We start from the raw sequence: 17,182 nt of genomic DNA, 5'->3' as shown, positions 1-17,182 counted from the left end.
CCAAGCCCGACAAGCCAGCCCCCCTGCAAGGGGTCGCTTTCTTTTGGTTACTTTTCTTTACGAGTAAAGAAAAGTGACACCTCCATGTGCCCAAGAGCCTGACGCCACTCCGCCTTTAGGCCCTGCAATCCTAAATCAGATTTCATAAAAAACCTATAACTAGGAAAACTCCAATTCATGAATCTATATTTACCCGCTCTTAAAGAAAAACAACCAAAATAAAGCGCCACCTTGGCTTGCCGGCTTTGCGGATTCGTGGTGGGCGCAGTGGTCCCGGTTTGTGGCCGAGCACCTCAAATCCGGGGCCGCCCCGCGCCCACGACGAAATTCAGGCAGGCAAGGCCATTGCCCCGGCCCGGTCAGCGCACCCTGGGCTTGCCGTACCGGATCGGGACATCGACCCCGGCGTCCGGCGCAAGCAGCGTCTTGAGCTGATCCCTGGCGTTGACCGCATCCTGGAACGTGGCGAACTTCAGCTTGCTGAGGTTCATGTGGTCGAAGTACTCTGCCGAGACCGCGGGGTGGCTGAGCTTGCCGAGTTTCTGCCGGACATCCTGAGTCGCCACCTGCGAGACCAGCACTTCGTTGCGGCTCTCGCCAACCACACCGCGTTCATTCACGACCAGCGTCGCTGCGTTCGCCGCGGTGTCCAGGCTTTTCGTCGTGGCCGGGCCCGGCAGTGTCCGGAACGACTGGCTGCCCAGGCGAACGGTAGCCGTGCCCGAAAGCTTCGCCAGCTCGGCGGGCGACAGCCGTTGCCCGGCCACATAGGTGGACGATCCCGCATGGCCAGCCAGGCTGGCGGACATCGCAGTTGCGCACAGGAGGGCCTGGAAGGACAGTTTCATATTCATCATCATTTTCCTCGACGCCTTATTTCGCGGCTATCACACGGTATTCGACGGCCAGGGGCTTGCCGAGCTTGACGCTGACGCCATCGGATTCCGGTATGAAACTGTTGCACGTGCCTGCCGGCATTGCGCTGACGGCATACACTTCCCAGTTCCCGGCGGCGTTCTCGCCATGGAACGCGTAACTGCCGAGACCATAGTTCTTCACTTCCGGGACCCCCGTGCCGTAATAGCTGTTGTAGGGGACGGCAAGCGCGGATATCGTGCCGGAGGGCGATCTGACAAAGAATCCAACGCTGCCGATGCAGATCGAGCCGCTCAGCCTGAGCTGGAGGGCATCGACCTTGTCGTTGCCGCTGACGGTGAACTGCCCCAGCTTCTGGACCGATCCATACCTGAGTTGCGCGTTGTCGGCAAAGGCCTTGGTAAAGGCGGGAATGGACAGGGCTGCCGCCTTGTAGCTGCTGTACGTCTTAGCCATCCGGACCGCGGCCGCGGCGTCGGCGAGGCCGAAGCCGTACCAGTTGGAGTAGTCATTGCCCGCCGCATTCCTTTGCCAGCCAAAGTCCAGCCGCGCGGTCGGGCTGCCATCCGCGAGGCCGGCATCCTGGCTGGCGGTCAGTGTTCCCGTCCTCAGGTCGACCCGGAGATTGCGGCTGTCGCGTGACCCGTAATCCGGATCGATCCTGCGCGCGGTCAGCCGCAGGATGTCGCGGACATCCCGCCACGTCAGGTTCGGGTTGGCTGCCAGCATCAGGGAAACGACCCCGGTAATGGTGGGAGTCGCCGCCGAGGTGCCGTTCATGCTGGCGTAGTCGCAGTTCGCGTTCTCTTTCTTGTTGGTCGCGGTGCCGCCAATGGAGAATGCATTGGTCAGCTCGAGGAAATCGCGGCTATAGCCCCTGGCGCAACCAGTCAGGTCGGTCGAGAAGATCTTTGGCCCGGATCCGGTTTCTCCGTATTGCCCCTGGTCGCCGCGTTCACCGCCGAGTCCCGTGATCCAGTTCACCGCCCCGGCGTTGGAGTAGCTTGCCTTGATGCCCTTTGCATTGGCCGCGCCCGCCACGATGACCCCGGGTTCGAGTGCTTCCGTGTCGTTGGCGGGATTCTCGCAACTGACGATTCCCGTGATGCCGCCGATGGCAGGACAGAACCTGCTTGCTTTGTCATAGACGTATTCGTACTCGTTGCCGGATGCCTTCACCATCACCAGGCCCTTGCCGTTTCTCAGGTTGGGGAAGGCCCGGATCACGGACTGCTGCCCGGTTTCCGTATCGTATTCGTTGGGCTCGGGGGGATTCTCACCGTAGGATGCATTGATGACATGGGCGTGCTTCGACCAGTCGGCGCCACCGTAGGCCTTCACCGTATCCGCATTGGCCGCGCCGATGTAACGCGCGCCACCCAGGGTGCTGCGGGGGGCGATGCCGATCACGCCCCTGCCGTTCTGCGCCGCGCCGATGATGCCGGCGACATGCGTGCCATGCGCCTCGTCGATATTGGCCGGAACATCGGCGGGCGTGGGATTGTTGGTGCCGTCGTCGAAGTTGTAAGTCATCGACCGGTTCACATTGGCGGCCAGGTCTTCATTGTCGATATCGACGCCGTCGTCGAGCACCAGGACGTTGACGCCCTGGCCCTTGATGCCCGCGGCGTGGACGGGCTCGACGTTGAGATCGGTGGTGCCATCCGCCACGCCGGAGAATGACTTGAAGAAGCTGGTGGCTTGCTTGAGCGCCCACTGGTAGACGTAGAGCGGCTCGGTGGCGCCGGTCTGGCAGGCAAACTTCGCATCGACGCCGGTTTCGGCGCAGGTGGATGCCGTGGGCGCGGGAGATGGCGTGGCGGGCGTCTGGGCGCTCGTGCCCGCGTTCTCCGGGCTGTCGCCTCCGCACGCGGCGAGCGCGGCCGTGGCCAGCAGCGCCAGCGAGATGGATCTTGTTCCTGTTTTTAGCATGACTTCCCCGGTTTCGAAATCGAGTTATTCGAGTTATGGCTTGCGCCGGCGCGTGGCTTTCGCCGGACACGAGTTTTGCAGCGCTGTTGTTATCGGGACCCCTCGGGGTGATCCGGTCTTGCGCGGCCGGCGCCGGCAAGCGTCCCATGCCTGCCATCCGGACGTACTGTCCGCGCGGGCCCGGGAATGCGCGCTTCCTGACGCGTGAGCGCATGCCCGCAGCCTGCCCGCAGCCTGCCCGGAATTCTTGCAGGGTTATCGTTTCGTCACTTGACGCTGCGTCTCAGAAAATACGACGCTCCGTCTCACGGCGAAGGCAGGGCAATCCACCCGAGCCAGGTTGGCCCAATGACATTGAAGACAAGCTGCGCCCCAGCATGCGATCATCGGTACCCCGGATGTCACGCAAAGCCACGTGCCACGCCAGCGGCATGCAGCGGTGTTTACCCTGCTGCCAATCCCCCAACGCCAGCGAAGGAAGACTCGCGCCCATGACGCAACAAACCACTTTCAGCCTCGAACCCAATCCGAACGCGCTCGACGCGGCCACCCGGGATGCACTGATGCGCGACCCCGCATTCGGCCGCGTCTTCACCGACCATATGGTGACGATCACCTGGCGCGAAGGACAGGGTTGGCAGGACGCCAAGGTGACCGCACGCAAGCCGTTCTCGATCGATCCGGCGTGCTCGGTGCTCCACTATGGCCAGGAAATCTTCGAGGGCATGAAGGCCTTTCGCGGCGCGGATGGCGCCGTGACGCTGTTCCGCCCGCTCGAGAATGCGCGCCGCTTCCAGGCGTCGGCCAAGCGTATGGCCATGCCCGCGTTGCCGGAATCGCTCTTCCTGGAAGCGATCGAGCAGTTGGTGCGCGTCGACCAGGCGTGGGTGCCGCACGGCTCGGGCAGTCTCTACCTGCGTCCCTTCATGTTTGCAAACGAGGTGTTCCTCGGCATCAAGCCCGCCTCCGAGTTCATTTTCTGTGTGATCGCCTGCCCGGTGGGCCCGTATTTCAAGGGCGGCGACAAAGCCGTCTCCGTCTGGGTATCCGAGAACTACACGCGCGCGGCGCCCGGTGGCACCGGCGAGGCAAAGTGCGGCGGCAACTATGCCGGCAGCCTGGTCGCGCAGAGCGAGGCTACCGCGAACGGATGCGACCAGGTGGTCTTCCTGGATGCCGCGGAGCACCGCTGGGTGGAGGAACTCGGTGGCATGAATATCTTTTTCGTGATGGACGATGGCACGCTGGTCACGCCTCCCCTTAGCGGCTCGATTCTTCCGGGCATCACCCGGGCTTCCGTGATCGAACTGGCCAGGGAGATGGGCATGACGGTGGAAGAGCGCCGGTACTCGTACCCCGAGTGGGAGGCGGATGCCCACAGCGGACGCCTGGCCGAGGCCTTTGTCTGCGGAACGGCGGCGACGCTGGTGGCCATCGGCGAAGTACGGTCCGCGCGCACGCGCTTTGCGATCGGGGACGGGGCCGCCGGCCACACCGTCAAGGTGCTGAGGGAGCGGCTGGTGGAGATTCAGCGCAACCAGGCCGCTGGCCCTGCCGGCTGGGTCCATCACGTCGATTTGTAAGCGTTCCCCGCGCAGGCCGCCCGCCGTCATGCTTATTCCACGCCGTCGTCCACCCCGCATGACACGCTGATCCTCTCGATCAGACCGAGCAGCAGCGGCGCATAGCGCGCCACGTCACGTGGTTTTTCGCTGGGCTTGTGCGGGAAGCTGATATTGAGTCCATACCACTGGTGGTCCGGCCCGCGGAACGCCGCGCCGACGGCGGTGAGGTGGCCCGGCTGGTAGTTGGCGGTGCAATAACCTTGCGCCTGGGCCTGGGCTATGCCACTCGACAGTTCCTTGTGCACGGCCGGCCACTCGTCGCCGGCCCTTGCCTCGATCCGCGCGAGGAAATGGTCGCGCAAGCCCGCTGGCACCGCGGCCAGCCACGCCATGCCGATCGAGGTCAGTTCCATCGGAATCCGCGTCCCAGGCGCCACGCGCCGGGTGCGCGACACGCTGTCGCCGCTGTGGCGCACCGCGGCCAGGTAGACCATGGCCGTCTGGTCGGGCACGGCCAGCCCGACATTGACCTTCTCCGCCTCGGCGATCTCGCGCATCAACGGTAGCGCGATATTGGGCACGGCGGTGGATTGGTGGAAGGCGTCCGCCAGGCTCACCACCACGGCCGCCAGCCGGTAGGCGCGCTCGGTGGTGTCATAGCGCAGGAAGCCGCTGTCCACCAGCGAGCGCGTCAGGCGGCTGACCGTGGGACGCGGCAGGCCGGTGCGAGCGGCCAGCTCGGCATTGGTCAGGCTGGAAGAGCCGACGCGAAACGCGCGCAGCAGCAGCAGGCCGCGTTCGAGCGACTGACTGCCTTCGGTCTGGCGCGTAAAGCGGCCGGTACTGTGGGTGAGCTCGCGGGTCGAAGGCATGTTGGTGCTGGAATCCGGTTGGAAGGCCAGGCGGGGATCGGCGCCAGAGCGGGGTTGGGAATCAGGCAAGCGGTTGGCGGCAGTCTCGCCGGTCTGGCCGGGCAGCGCAGCATAATTTCGGTATTCGAAATTGTAGTGTAGCGCGGCAACGCACGTCGGCGAATACTGGGTGCCTTTCCACCTCCCGGAGCCGGTCGCCATGACCTCCGCATCCCCCCCTGAAATCGTCCTGACACGCGACCAGCATGTCGCGCAGATCGAGATCTCCCGCCCGCCCCATAACTTTGTCGACGCCGACGTCATGCGCCGGTTGGCCGACGCGCTGCTGCAACTCGACGCCGACGATAGCTGCCGCGCCGTGGTGCTGTCGTCGGGTGTGGGCGCCTTCTGCGCCGGGGCCGATTTCAGCGGCGCCGGCCAGGGCAGCGTCTCGCGCGATCCATCGGCCTTCTACGCGCAGGCCATGAAGCTGTACCGCAACCGCAAGCCCATCGTGGCGGCTGTTGCAGGTGCCGCGATCGGCGCGGGGCTGGGCCTGGCGCTGGTGGCGGATTTTCGCGTCACATGCCGCGAAGCGCGCTTCAGCGCCAGCTTCAACCGGCTCGGCTTCCACCCCGGCTTTGGCATGAGCGTGACGCTACCGCGCCTGGTGGGAGAGCAGCAGGCCGCGTTGCTGCTGTACACGGGCCGGCGCATCGATGGCGAAGAAGCCGTGCGCATCGGCCTTGCCGACGAACTGGTGGCGAAGGCCGAGGTGCGTGCCCGCGCGCTCGCGCTCGCGCACGATATCGCGGCCTCCGCGCCGCTGGCTGTCGAAAGCACGCGCGAGACGCTGCGCCTGGGTCTGGCCGACCGCATCGTGGCGGCCAACCAGCGTGAACTGGCCATCCAGCGCGTGCAGTTCGCCACTGCGGATTTCCGCGAGGGCGTCGCGGCCATGGCCGAGCGCCGCGCGCCGGTCTTCCAGCGCCGCTGAGGGGGCTGCATGCAACAACAGACACCCATCTGCGCCGGCCCGCTCGAGGGCATTCGCGTGCTCGACCTGACTTCGGTGGTGCTGGGCCCCCTGGCCACGCAATCGCTGGCTGACCTGGGCGCGGACGTCATCAAGATCGAAGGGCCGGAAGGCGATCTCATGCGCGCCAACGGCGTGTCGCGCAACGCCGGCATGAGTTCGATCTACCTGGCGCTCAACCGCAACAAGCGCTCCGTGGTGCTGGATCTGAAGACGCCCGCGGGTGGGGCGGCGCTGCGCCGCCTGATCGCCGGCGCCGATGTGCTGATCCACAATATGCGCGTGGCCGCCATCGAGCGGCTGGGTTTCGGCTATGCCGCGGTGGCATCGCTGAACCCGCGCATCGTCTACTGCGTGGCCACCGGCTTCGGCCAGGACGGCCCGCACCGCGACAAGCCGGCCTTCGACGATATCATCCAGGCCGCTTGCGGGCTGGTGTCGCTGGGCTCCGCCGCCGGCGGCCGGCCCGAATACGTACCCAGCCTGATCGCCGACAAGACCACCGGGATGGCGCTGGCCAACGCGGTGATGGCCGCGCTGCTGCATCGCGAGCGCCACGGTAGCGGGCAAGCGGTGGAGGTGCCGATGCTGGAAACCATGGCCAGCTTCGTCATGGCCGAGCACCTGGCCGGGCTGACCTTCGAGCCCGCCACCGGCGCAGCCGGCTATGCGCGCCTGCTGCAGGGCGGGCGGCGGCCGGCGCAGACCGCGGACGGATGGATCTGCGCGCTTCCATACACCGACCGCCACTGGAAAGCTTTTTTCCACGCCGTGGGCCGCGACGACCTCGCCGACAAGTACAACATCGCCAGCCGCGCGCAGCGCAATGCCCACATCCGCGCCTTGTATCAGCATCTCGCGCAGATCACGCCGAGCCGCACCACGGCGGCGTGGATGGCGCTGTTCGAGACGCTGGATATTCCCGCCACGCCAATCTACACGCCCGACGAATTGCCGGCGCACCCGCACCTGGAAGCGGTCGGGCTGTTCCAGCAGACCGAGCATCCCACCGAGGGCCCGTTGCGCGAGATGCGGCCCACGGCGCGCTTCTCCGCCACACCGCTGTCGCTGCGCCGCCACGCGCCCACGCTGGGCGAGCACACCGCCGAAGTATTGCGCGAAGCCGGGCTGGCCCCTGAAGAAATCGCCCAGGTAGCGGGCAGCCGTGACGCCGGCTGACGCGGCACGCAGACAATAAAGGAGACATTGCATGAACTTCGTACTGGAACAAGAGCACCAGATGCTCAAGGACCTGGTGGGGCGCTTTGTGCGCGAGCAGTTGATCCCGCTCGAAGCGGGCGTACTGGCCCGCGAGGCGGAGGGCGGCCAGCTCACGCTGCTGCCGCCGGAGCAGGACAAGCTGGACACCCTATCGCGCGAGCTGGGCCTGTGGGGCCTGGACGCGCCGGCCGAGATGGGCGGCGCCGACCTGCCGGTGGTGGCCATGGTCGGCGTCAACGAGGAATTGGGCAAGACCATCACGCCCTACGATCTGCCGCCCGATTCGCCTAACCTGCGCATGCTGCTCAAGACCGCCGACGCGGCCCAGCGTGCGCGCTACCTGGAGCCGTATGCGCGTGGCGAGACCATTTCCGCGATCGCCATTTCCGAGCCCGGCGCCGGCGGCGATCCCGCCATGATGACCACCCGCGCCGAACGCGACGGCGACGACTGGGTGCTCAACGGCCGCAAGATCTGGATCAGCCGCGCTGCCCGCGCCGACTGGACCATCGTGATGGCCGTGACCGACAAGACGCGCGGCGCGCGCGGCGGCATCTCCGCGTTCCTGGTCGACCGCGGCACGCCCGGTTTCAAGGTGGAACGGCGCATCCCCATGATCGGCGGCGCCTCCACCTACGAGGTGGTGCTGGAAGACTGCCGCATTGCGCACACGCAGATGCTCGGGGCGCAAGGGCAGGGCTTCGCGCCGATGCAGGCACGGCTGTCCAGCCGGCGCGTGCAGATGGCGGCCTGGTGCATTGGCCGCGCCCAGCGCGCGCTCGACATGCTGTGTGAGTACGCGCCGCAGCGCCGCACCTTCGGCGCCGCGCTGGCGGACCGGCAGGCCATCCAGTGGTGGGTGGCGGATGCCGCCACCCGCATCCATGCATGCCGGCTGATGACTTACGAGGCCGCCGCGCGCATCGACGCCGGCGAGGAGGCGCGCACCCAAGTCTCGATGATCAAGGTGTTCGCCACGGAAATGGCCTGGGACGTGATCGACCACGCCATGCAGGCCTTTGGCGCGATGGGCATGACAAAGGAAATGCCCCTGCAGCAGATGGCCAACGAGACGCGGCTGATGCGCATCTACGAAGGCCCGTCCGAAGTGCACCGATGGGTCATCGCGCGGGATCTGCTCGGTCTCAAGCGCTAGCCCGCTGCAAAAGCGGATGACGAAATCCCTGAATCCCTGAATCCCTGAATCACTGAATCACTGACGCACCCGGACTGGCGGAACCCACTGCCAGGCGGAAGACCAAGGAGACAACATGACCCGACCCGTGAACCGTTCCCGGCGCCGCTTCGCCATCCTTACCGGCGCAGCCGCGGCTAGCCTGGCCAGCGTTCCGTTCGCCGCGTGGGCGCAGCCGCAAGCCTTTCCCAGCCGGCCGATCCGCTTTATCGTGCCGTTCCCGTCCGGCAGCGGTACCGACATGACGGCCCGCATGTTCGCCAAGAAGATAGGCGAGCTGACAGGGCAGGGCGTAGTGGTGGAGAACAAGCCGGGTGGCAACGGCTTCATCGGCGTGCAGACCCTGCTCAGCGCGCCAGCCGACGGATACACGGTGTTTATCGGCAGCAACTCCACGCTTTCCACCAATGCAGCCACCTTCCGCAAGCTGCCCTACGACCCGCTGACCGACTTCACTCCCATCACGCTGCTGTCGCGCGGGCCATGCCTGATCATCGTGCCGGCCAACTCGCCCTACCACACGCTCACGGCGCTGGTGGAGGATGCGCGCAAGCGGCCCGGCGCGCTCAACTACGGCACCGGCTCGGTGTCATACACGCTTTACAGCGAATGGCTGAACGAACAAAGCCGCATGAAGACCACGGGCGTGCCGTACAAGGGCGCGGGCGACGCGATCAACGGCGTCATGGCCGCCAGCGTGGACTTCGCCGTGGTGGACGCCAGCGGTGCGATCGAACTGGTCAAGGGCGGAAGGGTGCGCGCACTGGCCTACACGGCGCCCCAGCGCTCGCCGCTGCTGCCGGGCGTGCCGAGCGCGGCCGAGGCCGGCGTGCCGGACTTCCTGGCCTATAACTGGGTGGCGGCGGCGGTCTCCGCCAAGACACCTGCGGCCATCGCACAACGCCTTGGCGAACTGTTCGCCCGGGCCGGGGCTGCCGACGATGTCAAGGAGTACTACCAGCGCCAGTCCACCTCGCTGATCCTGTCCACGCCAGCGGAGCTTCGCGACTATCAGAAGGAGGAGATAGCGCGCTGGAAGCGGCTGGCGGCGATCGCGAAGATCGAGTTGCAGTAGCACCGGACCAGGCGCTGCCAGCCGCAGCCCTGTTGCCTTATGGCCTTATTGCCTTATTGCATCGACTTCAGGTCGCCGATGCGGATCAGCATCTCGGTGAACATCTGCATGTCCAGGTCGAGGTCGGCGACTTCCTTGTACTCCTTGGCGTTGTGCGCGGTGTACTTCTTGCCGGGCATGGCCGGGCCGAAGTTGATGGCGTTCGGCATCAGCTTGGCCGTGGTGCTGCCCGCGGTGGGCACCGGCCTGGATTCCAGCCCGGTGGTGTCGCCGAAGATATTGAGCAGCGTGGACAGCCAGGCGCCCTTGGGGTCGCGCGCCATCCAGTCGCCCTGTTCATGGCTGATGGTCACCGTCTCGTGGTTGGCGCTGGCCCAGGCGCCGATCTTGTCGGCCACTGCCCTGGTGAGCGCCTGCGGCGTGCTGCCGCGCGGCATGCGTACATTGGCGGTGACTTCCAGCTGGCCGTCCTTCTCGCGGACCAGGTTGGGAGACATGGTGAGCGGACCCATGAAATCGTCCTTGTAGGCAACGCCCATTTTCTCGCCCAGGTAGCCGGTGCCGTACAGGTCGTTCAGGTACTTCACCGCCCGGGCGTAGTGGTTGTCCGCCAGCGCCACGCCGGACTCCTGCAGGAACAGCGCCAGGCGCGGCAGCGGGTTGACGCCTTCCTCGGGGCGCGAGCCATGGGCGGAGGTGCCGGTGACCTTCACCTGCAGGCTGTCGGCGCTGGCGCCCTGGCCGATATCGATGGCGAACCTGCCTTGCGGCGCGTACCTGGCGATGAAGGCCGCGCGTGCGGCCTCCAGCCGGGCGCGCACGGCGCCCAGGTCGCCGCCCTTGAGCTGCGCGGCCGCGCTCTGCGGCACGGCATTGGCGGCTGCGGCGCCGCTCAGGGCGACGATGGCGGTGGTCTTGCCATCGGTGGCCTGTACCGGGAAGAACACCTTCAGGCTGCCCGAGCCTTTCTCGGCCACCACGGCGGGGTATTTGCTGTCCAGCACGATGTTGTACTCGGGCAGCGTGGTGTGCTCGCGATAGTACTTCATGCCGTCACCGCCGGTTTCCTCGGTGGTCTCGATCATCAGGCGGATGGTGCGGTCGAGCTGCAGGCCGCTGTCCTTCACGGTTTTCATCGCATACAGCACGGTGGCGATCGAGCCCTTGTCGTCGATGGTGCCACGGCCGTAGAGATAATCGCCCACGCGCGTGACCTTGAACGGATCGAGCCGCGTGCCGTCGTCCAGCACCCATTCTTCCGCAGTCGCGGGCACCACGTCGGCGTGGGTCAGCAGGCCGAACTCATCCTTGCCCCGGCCCGGCAGCGTGACCTCGAACACCCGGTTATCCACGTTGCGGAACGTGAGGCCGAAGTCCTTTGCCATGCCTTCCACCAGCTTGCCGAAGGCGATGATGGCGGGGTTCTCGTGCTGGGGAATCCTGTCGTCGCGCACGGTGCGCAAGGCCACCATCCGTTCGATGGCGGAGATTGCCGCCTGCTGGTTGTGCAGACGGTTGTACACGCCGAGCAGGCGGCCGATATTGGTGAGATCGTCGCCGCTCAGCGCGGCGTGCCGGCGATACGCGTCGACACTGCCCGCGAGCGACGGGTTTGCCTTGACCGCAGCGTTCAGGAAGGCGCCGAAGCCGGCTGGCGGATTGGCCGCGCCGGAGGCGACGAGCGCGTCGAGTTCAGGCTTCTTCAGCGTGCTTGCGGCCGCCGGCTGGCTCAGGATCAGCGAGAGCAGGAGTAGCGGTGCGGCCAGTGATGCGCGTTTCATGGGCGATGCCCCCAAAAAAACAGGCGATGTTCGCACGAGTCGGGGGGCTGGCGCAATTCCGTGGATGCGCGGGTTTGCCCGGGTTACGACATGGTCGAACTCATGCCTGCCGGTGAGGCCCCATTCTTGTCGAAATGGCAGGCGCGCACCAATATGCGCATCTTGCCCCAGGTTCGCACCGTCCCGTCGCTATTGGCTGGCGGCGGGGCCGCGCGGGCGCTAAAGCATCTTTGTCATGAAGACCCGGCTGGTACCCGGCGGGTCGCAGGGGATCTCGCCAAAGCTGCGCCAGCCATTGCGCGCGTAGAACGCCGGCGCCTGAAAGCTGATGGTGTAGAGCACGGCGGAACGGCAGCCGCGCCGTCGCCCTTCGTCTTCGAACGCCTTCAGTATCCGCGTGCCAAGGCCGGAGCCGCGCAGCGATTCCGGCAGGTAGAACAGCTCGAGGAAAAGCAGGCCCAGCGACGAGCGGCCTGCCGCGCCACCGAGCGTCCGTCCGCTGAGCGGATCCTTGACGACCACCGCCAGCGGCCGCCTGTCTCCATATCCGGCGCGCATTTCATTGAAGCGATCGAGGCCGCTGGCAATCACCGCCTCCATCTCTTCGTCGATCCGGTCGGTCACGACGATTTCAGGCTTGCTCCTATCCATTTTCCGCTCCGGGGCCGGGAAGTGCTGGCAAGACTCTAGCATCGAAACCGCACGCTGCCATGGGGGAAGGAGGGCGATGACGAGCTCGATGGCGGACTATCGCTTGGGGCTGGCCGGCGGCTGGTTGGGCGGTACGCTTTGACGCGTGCCTGCGACGGGGGCGATACTATTCGGCTCACGCCAGTTCCGGCCATGCCGGAGCGCATTGACCCGCATTGACCCGCATTGACCCGCATTGACCTGCATTGACCTGCACCAGCTTGCCATGACCCAACCCGATATCCATGACCACGCCTCCCTGATCAGCGCCTTCCGGCGAGGCCTGCGGCCCGCCTACCTGTTCTTCTGGGGGCACAGGGGCAAGGCCGGCGCCGCGGTGGGCAAGGAATGCCTGTCGCAGTGGTGGCCTGCGCGGTTCAGCGTGGATGGGCAGGCGTTCGCCAGCGCGGAGCATTTCATGATGGCTGGCAAGGCGCGGCTGTTCGGCGATGAGCCGGCCCTGGCGCGGATCCTGGCGGCGCCTTCTCCCGCCGCCGCGAAGCAGGTGGGCCGCGAGGTGCGCGGCTTCGACGCGGCGCGCTGGAATGCAGCGTGCCTTGGCCTGGTGACACAGGGCAATATCGAAAAATTCCGCCAGAACCCGGCGCTTGCCGATTACCTGCTCGGCACCGGGCGGCGCGTGCTGGTGGAGGCCAGCCCGGTGGACCGCGTCTGGGGCATCGGGCTGGCCGCCGACGATCCCCGCGCGGAAAACCCCGAGCAATGGCGGGGGCCCAACCTGCTCGGGTTTGCGTTGATGGCCGCGCGCGAAACGCTCAGGCGTGGCCCGGCGCGTTAGCGCGCAGCGTCCCGGTCAGTCCTCGGCGACGAAGCCGGTCGCCTCCACGATGGGCTTCCAGGCGGCGCGCTCCACCTGGATGCGGTGCCGTGCCTCCTGTCCCGGCCTGGCGGCCACTTCAAGCCCAAGGACCTCCAGCTTGGCGGCGGTCGAGGCATTGCCCGAGGCTGCGATGAACATCTTCTCCACCTTGGCGACCACATCCGGCGGCGTGCCGGCGGGCAGGAAGGCGCCGTACCAGCTCGTCGCGAACTCGTACTGGCTGAAGCCCTGCTCCTTCATGGTCGGCACTTCCGGCAGTGCCTTGGCGCGCCGCGTGCCGCTGACGCCGAGGAACTGCAGCTTGCCGCCCTTGTACAGCGACATCATGCTGGCCACCGCATCCCAGCCGATCGATACCGTGCCGCTGATGACGTCGACCAGCATCGGCGACGCGCCCCGATAGGCGGCGGGCGTGATGGGAACGCCGACGGCCTTGCCCAGCGCCACCGTGCCGAGATGCCCGGCGCTGCCGATGGTCGCCAGGCCCAGGCTGGCGCTGTTGGGATTGCGCCTGGCCCATTCGACGTACTCTTTCATATTCTTGTACGGCTGCTGCACGCCGGCCGCGACCGCGGTGGGCACATCGGTCAGCACCGCGGCGGGCACCAGGTCCTTGTCCGCGTCATAGCCCAGCTTCTTGTAGGTCAGCGGAAAGATGGTGAACAGCGGCGAGGGCCCGATAAAGACGGTCTTGCCGTCCGGTTTGGCGCGCTTGACGTAGTCCAGCGCCAGCCGCGCCGACGCACCTGGCCGGTTTTCCACGATGACGGTGCCGTGCCCGTCCTGGCGCAACTGCTCGGCGTAGATCCGCGCGAGGCTGTCCGCCGCGCCGCCGGGCGCGTAGCCCACGATGATATGCATCGGGGCATCCGGGTCCGCCGCCGCTGCCGGCCGGGGCAGGGCGAGGACCGCCACGGCGCAGGCCGAGAGCGCCAGGGTGTTGAGCACGAGTTTGCGGCGGGATGCGTGGGTCATGGCGGATGCGGTTACGGTCGATGAAAGAGGGGAGGCCGGATCACGGCGAAGCCCGGTGTCGAAACAGGGTTGCGCCATCAAAGCTGCGGCCACTGGTCAAGCAGCCCGTGCGCGGCCTCGAACAGCGCCGACACGCGGAGCAGTTCGGCGTCGCCGCGGAACTGCCCCACCAGCTGGAAGCCGATCGGCAGCCCGTCGCCGTCAAAGCCGCAGGGCAGGCTGATGGCGGGATGGCCGGTCATATTGAACGGCATGGTCCACGGGAACCAGTGCGCGCGCACGTTTTCGAAGGACTGGCCGTCGATGTCGATGGTGCCGAACAGGTCCTGCCCGATCGGCAGCGCCGTGCGTGTCAGCGTCGGCATGGCAAGAAGGTCGCCGCGCTGCAGCAGGGCCTGCACGCGCAGGAACAGCTTCGAGCGATCGAACATCGCCTGCTGGTATTCCACGCCGCTGACCTGGGCGGCGGACGCCACCTGCTTCAGGAAGGTGGCGCTGAGCTGGTCGCCGTGTTCCGCCGCGACGGCGGCAAAGCGCGCGCGCCACACCGTATGGTTGATGGCGCGCCAGATGGGCTCCACGTCGAAGCCGTCGCCGGAGAATTCTTCCAGCTCCGCGCCCAGCCCGGCCAGCTTCGACAGGCTGGCCTGGAAGGCCCGTGCCACCCCGGCCGAGACCGGGCGCCCCGGCGGGGCCAGGCAATAGAGGATGCGCTTGCCGCGCAGGTCGCCTTGCGGGCGCGCCGCGCCGGCGTAGTCCTGCTTCGGCAGGCCGATCGACCACGGGTCGCAGGCATGCTCGCCGGCCATGACCTGCATCATCAGGCCGGTATCCGCGACCGTGCGCGTGGTGGGCGTGACATAGGTCTGGTTGCCGAACAGGTCCTGCGCCTGGCTGTGGGGGATGACGCCGTTGCTCTGCTTGATGCCGACCACGCCATTGCATGCCGCCGGGATCCGCGTGGACCCGCCGCCGTCGGTGGCGACCGCCAGCGGCGCGATGCCGCTGGCCACGGCAACCGCCGCGCCGCCGCTCGACCCGCCGCTGGTGCGCTCGCCGCTCCACGCATTGCGCGTGCGGCCAAACAGGGGGGAATCGGTCAGGCACTTGGAGCCGAACTCCGGCGTGGTGGTCTTGCCGATCAGGATGGCGCCGTGCTCGCGCAGGCGCGCGACGGACACCGCATCGTGGTCCGGCACATTGTCCCGGTACGGCGCCACGCCGAAGGTGGTGCGCACGCCCTTGGTGTTGACCAGGTCCTTGGCGGTGAATGGGATGCCGTGCAGCAGGCCGAGCGGCTTGCCCGCCATCACCGCCTGTTCCGCCTCGCGCGCCGCGGCCATGGCTTTATCCGCGCACAGCGTGATGAAGCAGTTCAGCGCTGGCTGCAGCCGCGCGGCCCGGTCGAGCACGGCTTGCGTGATCTCCACGGGCGAGATTTCCTTGCGCGCGATACGGGCGTGAAGCTCGGCGGCGGACAGAAAGCACAACGCATCGCTCATGGGCGGGCGTCTCCGGAAAAACGTATCGGGGGCTGGGTGCGGCGCCTTGCAAGTCACTCGGCGTCGTCCGGTGCAGATTTGGTTTCTGGATCCAGAATCCAGTGTTTGCGGCTATAGTAGACCCGAGGGCAGCCCTTGTAAACTGCGCCAACCTACCGGGATTACCCTGCGCTCATAGGGGAGGGGCGAAAGGCAAATGACAGAAACATTCGAATGGCAGGGACGGGTGCGGCTGGTCGAGGAAGTCGCGCAGGTGCTGCGCCAGCGCATCTACCGCGGCGTCTATCCGCCGGGCAAGCCGCTGCGGCAGGTCGAGATATCCGAGGACCTGAAGATCAGCCGCACGCCGCTGCGGGAGGCCTTGCGCATTCTCGAGCGGGAAGGCCTGGTGAGCGCGGAGACCGCGCGCGGCGTCACCGTGGTCAGCGCGGACTTCAGGCAACTGATGGACGCCTACGAGCTGCGCGAGGTGATCGACGGCCTGGCCGCCCGCCTGGCCGCGTCGCGCGCCAGCGAACTGGCCGGCGCGCCGCTGCGCGCGGTGATCGACACCCAGCGGGGCAGCCTCGAGCCCTGGCTGCCCGAGGTCTATACGGCGGCCAATGTGGAGTTCCATACCGCCATCATCGGCCTGGCGGCCAACGAGTACCTGGCGCGGCAGGTGCCTATCGTGCACATGACGTCCCAGGTGTTTGCGCCGCGGATCCTGTTCGCCAAGGACCGCGCCCTTGCCGCCATCGGGGAGCACGAGCAGATCGTGGCGGCCATCGAGCGCGCGGATGCCGACCAGGCGGAGCATCTTGCCCGCCTGCATATCCGGAACTCGATGGCCCGGCTCAGGACCCTGGCGCAGTCGGCCACCGGCGACGCCGCGGCAATCGCCAGCGCCTGAGCCGGGGGCAGGGTGCCGTGCGCATCACTGGCACGCCGCGCCTGCCCCGTTCTGTGCGCTGGCGCGCGCGCAAATGCGCCGCACGTGCAGTCTCGGCTTTACTTCCGGCACACCCTGATGGCACACTCGCAACACTGTTGCAACTGTAGATAACCGGGCCGTCGACGGCCCCCGGTCCTTGTCCTCGCAGCCATCTCATGTGGCGCCGCTCCCTAGCCCTTCTGCTTAGTGCTTTCCTGCTCTTCGGTCAGGCGGCGGGAGCTATTCATTCGCTGTCGCACCTCCATGCGCAGCCGGCGGAGAACCCTTGCGCGGCGCCAGCGGATACGGAGCAGTGCGGGCCGGGCCACGATGCCTGCCTGCAATGCCTGGCCTTCGCCGCCGCCGCGGTGGCGATACCGGCGCTGGCCTGCTGCTGGCTGGTGCTCGCCAGCGGACGGCGCTGGCATTACCCGCTGCTCGCCGAGCGGCATGTCTGTCCGGTCTTCTCGCCGCCGCCCCGCAGCCGTGGCCCCCCTCTGGCCAGTGGCTTACCCGCTTGAAGGCGCCGTCCGGATGCGCCTGGCGTCGTGATGCGGCCTTGCCGGTGACTTCCACCGGCGGCTGCCGCGCGATCCGCCGGGACCGCTTCGTCTCCTCCTGACGGCGCCTTGCGCGTGCATTGGCGCGGGCCACCGTGTTCCGATACGTTCCGATACGTTCCGATACGTCCGATACGTCCCGCGCGACACCACAAGAACAGTCAGAGGC

General features: G+C 67.0%; 15 protein-coding genes. 8 read left to right on the top strand and 7 right to left on the bottom strand.

Features of this window, described 5'->3' with window-relative positions:
• Window positions 1-359: 359 nt before the first annotated feature.
• A complete protein-coding gene (locus AC3FOF_RS41675; protein ID WP_488729988.1) occupies window positions 360-848 on the bottom strand; it encodes a hypothetical protein in 489 nt (162 codons plus the stop codon).
• Between the two features lie 25 nt (window positions 849-873).
• Entirely contained in the window at window positions 874-2,808 is a 1,935-nt protein-coding gene (locus AC3FOF_RS41670) for a S8 family peptidase (protein WP_488729987.1), read from the bottom strand.
• Window positions 2,809-3,299: 491 nt separating this feature from the next.
• On the opposite strand from AC3FOF_RS41670, the gene AC3FOF_RS41665 reads away from it, so the two are divergent.
• Window positions 3,300-4,391, top strand: a complete 1,092-nt coding sequence (locus AC3FOF_RS41665; RefSeq protein WP_276267231.1) for a branched-chain amino acid aminotransferase — start codon at window positions 3,300-3,302, stop codon at window positions 4,389-4,391.
• 32 nt (window positions 4,392-4,423) lie between these two features.
• Here the strand turns inward: AC3FOF_RS41665 and AC3FOF_RS41660 are convergent, their stop codons facing one another.
• Window positions 4,424-5,245: an IclR family transcriptional regulator gene (locus tag AC3FOF_RS41660; RefSeq protein WP_488729986.1), complete on the bottom strand. Its 822-nt coding sequence runs from the start codon at window positions 5,243-5,245 to the stop codon at window positions 4,424-4,426.
• 199 nt (window positions 5,246-5,444) lie between these two features.
• On the opposite strand from AC3FOF_RS41660, the gene AC3FOF_RS41655 reads away from it, so the two are divergent.
• The 4 genes from AC3FOF_RS41655 to AC3FOF_RS41640 all read left to right on the top strand — a co-directional run bounded on the left by AC3FOF_RS41655 (window position 5,445) and on the right by AC3FOF_RS41640 (window position 9,751).
• Window positions 5,445-6,221, top strand: coding sequence for an enoyl-CoA hydratase/isomerase family protein (locus AC3FOF_RS41655; protein WP_488729985.1), 777 nt, complete (start codon window positions 5,445-5,447; stop codon window positions 6,219-6,221).
• Window positions 6,222-6,230: 9 nt separating this feature from the next.
• Window positions 6,231-7,439 carry a CaiB/BaiF CoA transferase family protein gene (locus tag AC3FOF_RS41650; RefSeq protein ID WP_017231224.1) on the top strand — a complete coding sequence of 403 codons (1,209 nt, stop codon included), beginning with the start codon at window positions 6,231-6,233 and terminating at the stop codon, window positions 7,437-7,439.
• Window positions 7,440-7,470: 31 nt separating this feature from the next.
• Window positions 7,471-8,637, top strand: a complete 1,167-nt coding sequence (locus tag AC3FOF_RS41645) for an acyl-CoA dehydrogenase family protein (protein WP_488729984.1) — start codon at window positions 7,471-7,473, stop codon at window positions 8,635-8,637.
• A 115-nt stretch (window positions 8,638-8,752) separates the two neighbouring features.
• Window positions 8,753-9,751: a Bug family tripartite tricarboxylate transporter substrate binding protein gene (locus AC3FOF_RS41640; protein ID WP_488729983.1), complete on the top strand. Its 999-nt coding sequence runs from the start codon at window positions 8,753-8,755 to the stop codon at window positions 9,749-9,751.
• Window positions 9,752-9,804: 53 nt separating this feature from the next.
• Here the strand turns inward: AC3FOF_RS41640 and AC3FOF_RS41635 are convergent, their stop codons facing one another.
• Window positions 9,805-11,532, bottom strand: coding sequence for a dipeptidase (locus AC3FOF_RS41635; RefSeq protein ID WP_488729982.1), 1,728 nt, complete (start codon window positions 11,530-11,532; stop codon window positions 9,805-9,807).
• Window positions 11,533-11,751: 219 nt separating this feature from the next.
• Complete coding sequence (locus AC3FOF_RS41630) at window positions 11,752-12,183, bottom strand: GNAT family N-acetyltransferase (RefSeq protein ID WP_488729981.1); 432 nt, start codon at window positions 12,181-12,183, stop codon at window positions 11,752-11,754.
• A gap of 265 nt (window positions 12,184-12,448) precedes the next feature.
• On the opposite strand from AC3FOF_RS41630, the gene ybiA reads away from it, so the two are divergent.
• Window positions 12,449-13,021, top strand: coding sequence for a riboflavin biosynthesis intermediates N-glycosidase (ybiA, locus tag AC3FOF_RS41625; RefSeq protein ID WP_488729980.1), 573 nt, complete (start codon window positions 12,449-12,451; stop codon window positions 13,019-13,021).
• Window positions 13,022-13,036: 15 nt separating this feature from the next.
• Here the strand turns inward: ybiA and AC3FOF_RS41620 are convergent, their stop codons facing one another.
• The gene (locus AC3FOF_RS41620) at window positions 13,037-14,038 is read right to left on the bottom strand and encodes a tripartite tricarboxylate transporter substrate-binding protein (RefSeq protein ID WP_017228745.1); all 1,002 of its coding nucleotides are present in this window, start codon (window positions 14,036-14,038) and stop codon (window positions 13,037-13,039) included.
• 77 nt (window positions 14,039-14,115) lie between these two features.
• Window positions 14,116-15,540 carry an amidase gene (locus AC3FOF_RS41615; protein ID WP_488729979.1) on the bottom strand — a complete coding sequence of 475 codons (1,425 nt, stop codon included), beginning with the start codon at window positions 15,538-15,540 and terminating at the stop codon, window positions 14,116-14,118.
• A gap of 196 nt (window positions 15,541-15,736) precedes the next feature.
• On the opposite strand from AC3FOF_RS41615, the gene AC3FOF_RS41610 reads away from it, so the two are divergent.
• Window positions 15,737-16,432, top strand: a complete 696-nt coding sequence (locus tag AC3FOF_RS41610) for a GntR family transcriptional regulator (RefSeq protein WP_276267224.1) — start codon at window positions 15,737-15,739, stop codon at window positions 16,430-16,432.
• 197 nt (window positions 16,433-16,629) lie between these two features.
• A complete protein-coding gene (locus AC3FOF_RS41605) occupies window positions 16,630-16,974 on the top strand; it encodes a hypothetical protein (RefSeq protein ID WP_276267223.1) in 345 nt (114 codons plus the stop codon).
• Window positions 16,975-17,182 lie beyond the last annotated feature (208 nt).

It is taken from the genome of Cupriavidus sp. 96C5-1, assembly GCF_057798855.1.
The sequence above is the reverse complement of the archived record's forward strand: the minus strand, read 5'-3'. Positions and strand labels throughout refer to the sequence as shown.

Coding starts and splice junctions, on each gene's coding strand:
- AC3FOF_RS41675 (WP_488729988.1), bottom strand. CDS start 848: ATGAAACTGTCCTTCCAGGCCCTCCTGTGCGCAACTGCGATGTCCGCC.
- AC3FOF_RS41670 (WP_488729987.1), bottom strand. CDS start 2,808: ATGCTAAAAACAGGAACAAGATCCATCTCGCTGGCGCTGCTGGCCACG.
- AC3FOF_RS41665 (WP_276267231.1), top strand. CDS start 3,300: ATGACGCAACAAACCACTTTCAGCCTCGAACCCAATCCGAACGCGCTC.
- AC3FOF_RS41660 (WP_488729986.1), bottom strand. CDS start 5,245: ATGCCTTCGACCCGCGAGCTCACCCACAGTACCGGCCGCTTTACGCGC.
- AC3FOF_RS41655 (WP_488729985.1), top strand. CDS start 5,445: ATGACCTCCGCATCCCCCCCTGAAATCGTCCTGACACGCGACCAGCAT.
- AC3FOF_RS41650 (WP_017231224.1), top strand. CDS start 6,231: ATGCAACAACAGACACCCATCTGCGCCGGCCCGCTCGAGGGCATTCGC.
- AC3FOF_RS41645 (WP_488729984.1), top strand. CDS start 7,471: ATGAACTTCGTACTGGAACAAGAGCACCAGATGCTCAAGGACCTGGTG.
- AC3FOF_RS41640 (WP_488729983.1), top strand. CDS start 8,753: ATGACCCGACCCGTGAACCGTTCCCGGCGCCGCTTCGCCATCCTTACC.
- AC3FOF_RS41635 (WP_488729982.1), bottom strand. CDS start 11,532: ATGAAACGCGCATCACTGGCCGCACCGCTACTCCTGCTCTCGCTGATC.
- AC3FOF_RS41630 (WP_488729981.1), bottom strand. CDS start 12,183: ATGGATAGGAGCAAGCCTGAAATCGTCGTGACCGACCGGATCGACGAA.
- ybiA (WP_488729980.1), top strand. CDS start 12,449: ATGACCCAACCCGATATCCATGACCACGCCTCCCTGATCAGCGCCTTC.
- AC3FOF_RS41620 (WP_017228745.1), bottom strand. CDS start 14,038: ATGACCCACGCATCCCGCCGCAAACTCGTGCTCAACACCCTGGCGCTC.
- AC3FOF_RS41615 (WP_488729979.1), bottom strand. CDS start 15,540: ATGAGCGATGCGTTGTGCTTTCTGTCCGCCGCCGAGCTTCACGCCCGT.
- AC3FOF_RS41610 (WP_276267224.1), top strand. CDS start 15,737: ATGACAGAAACATTCGAATGGCAGGGACGGGTGCGGCTGGTCGAGGAA.
- AC3FOF_RS41605 (WP_276267223.1), top strand. CDS start 16,630: ATGTGGCGCCGCTCCCTAGCCCTTCTGCTTAGTGCTTTCCTGCTCTTC.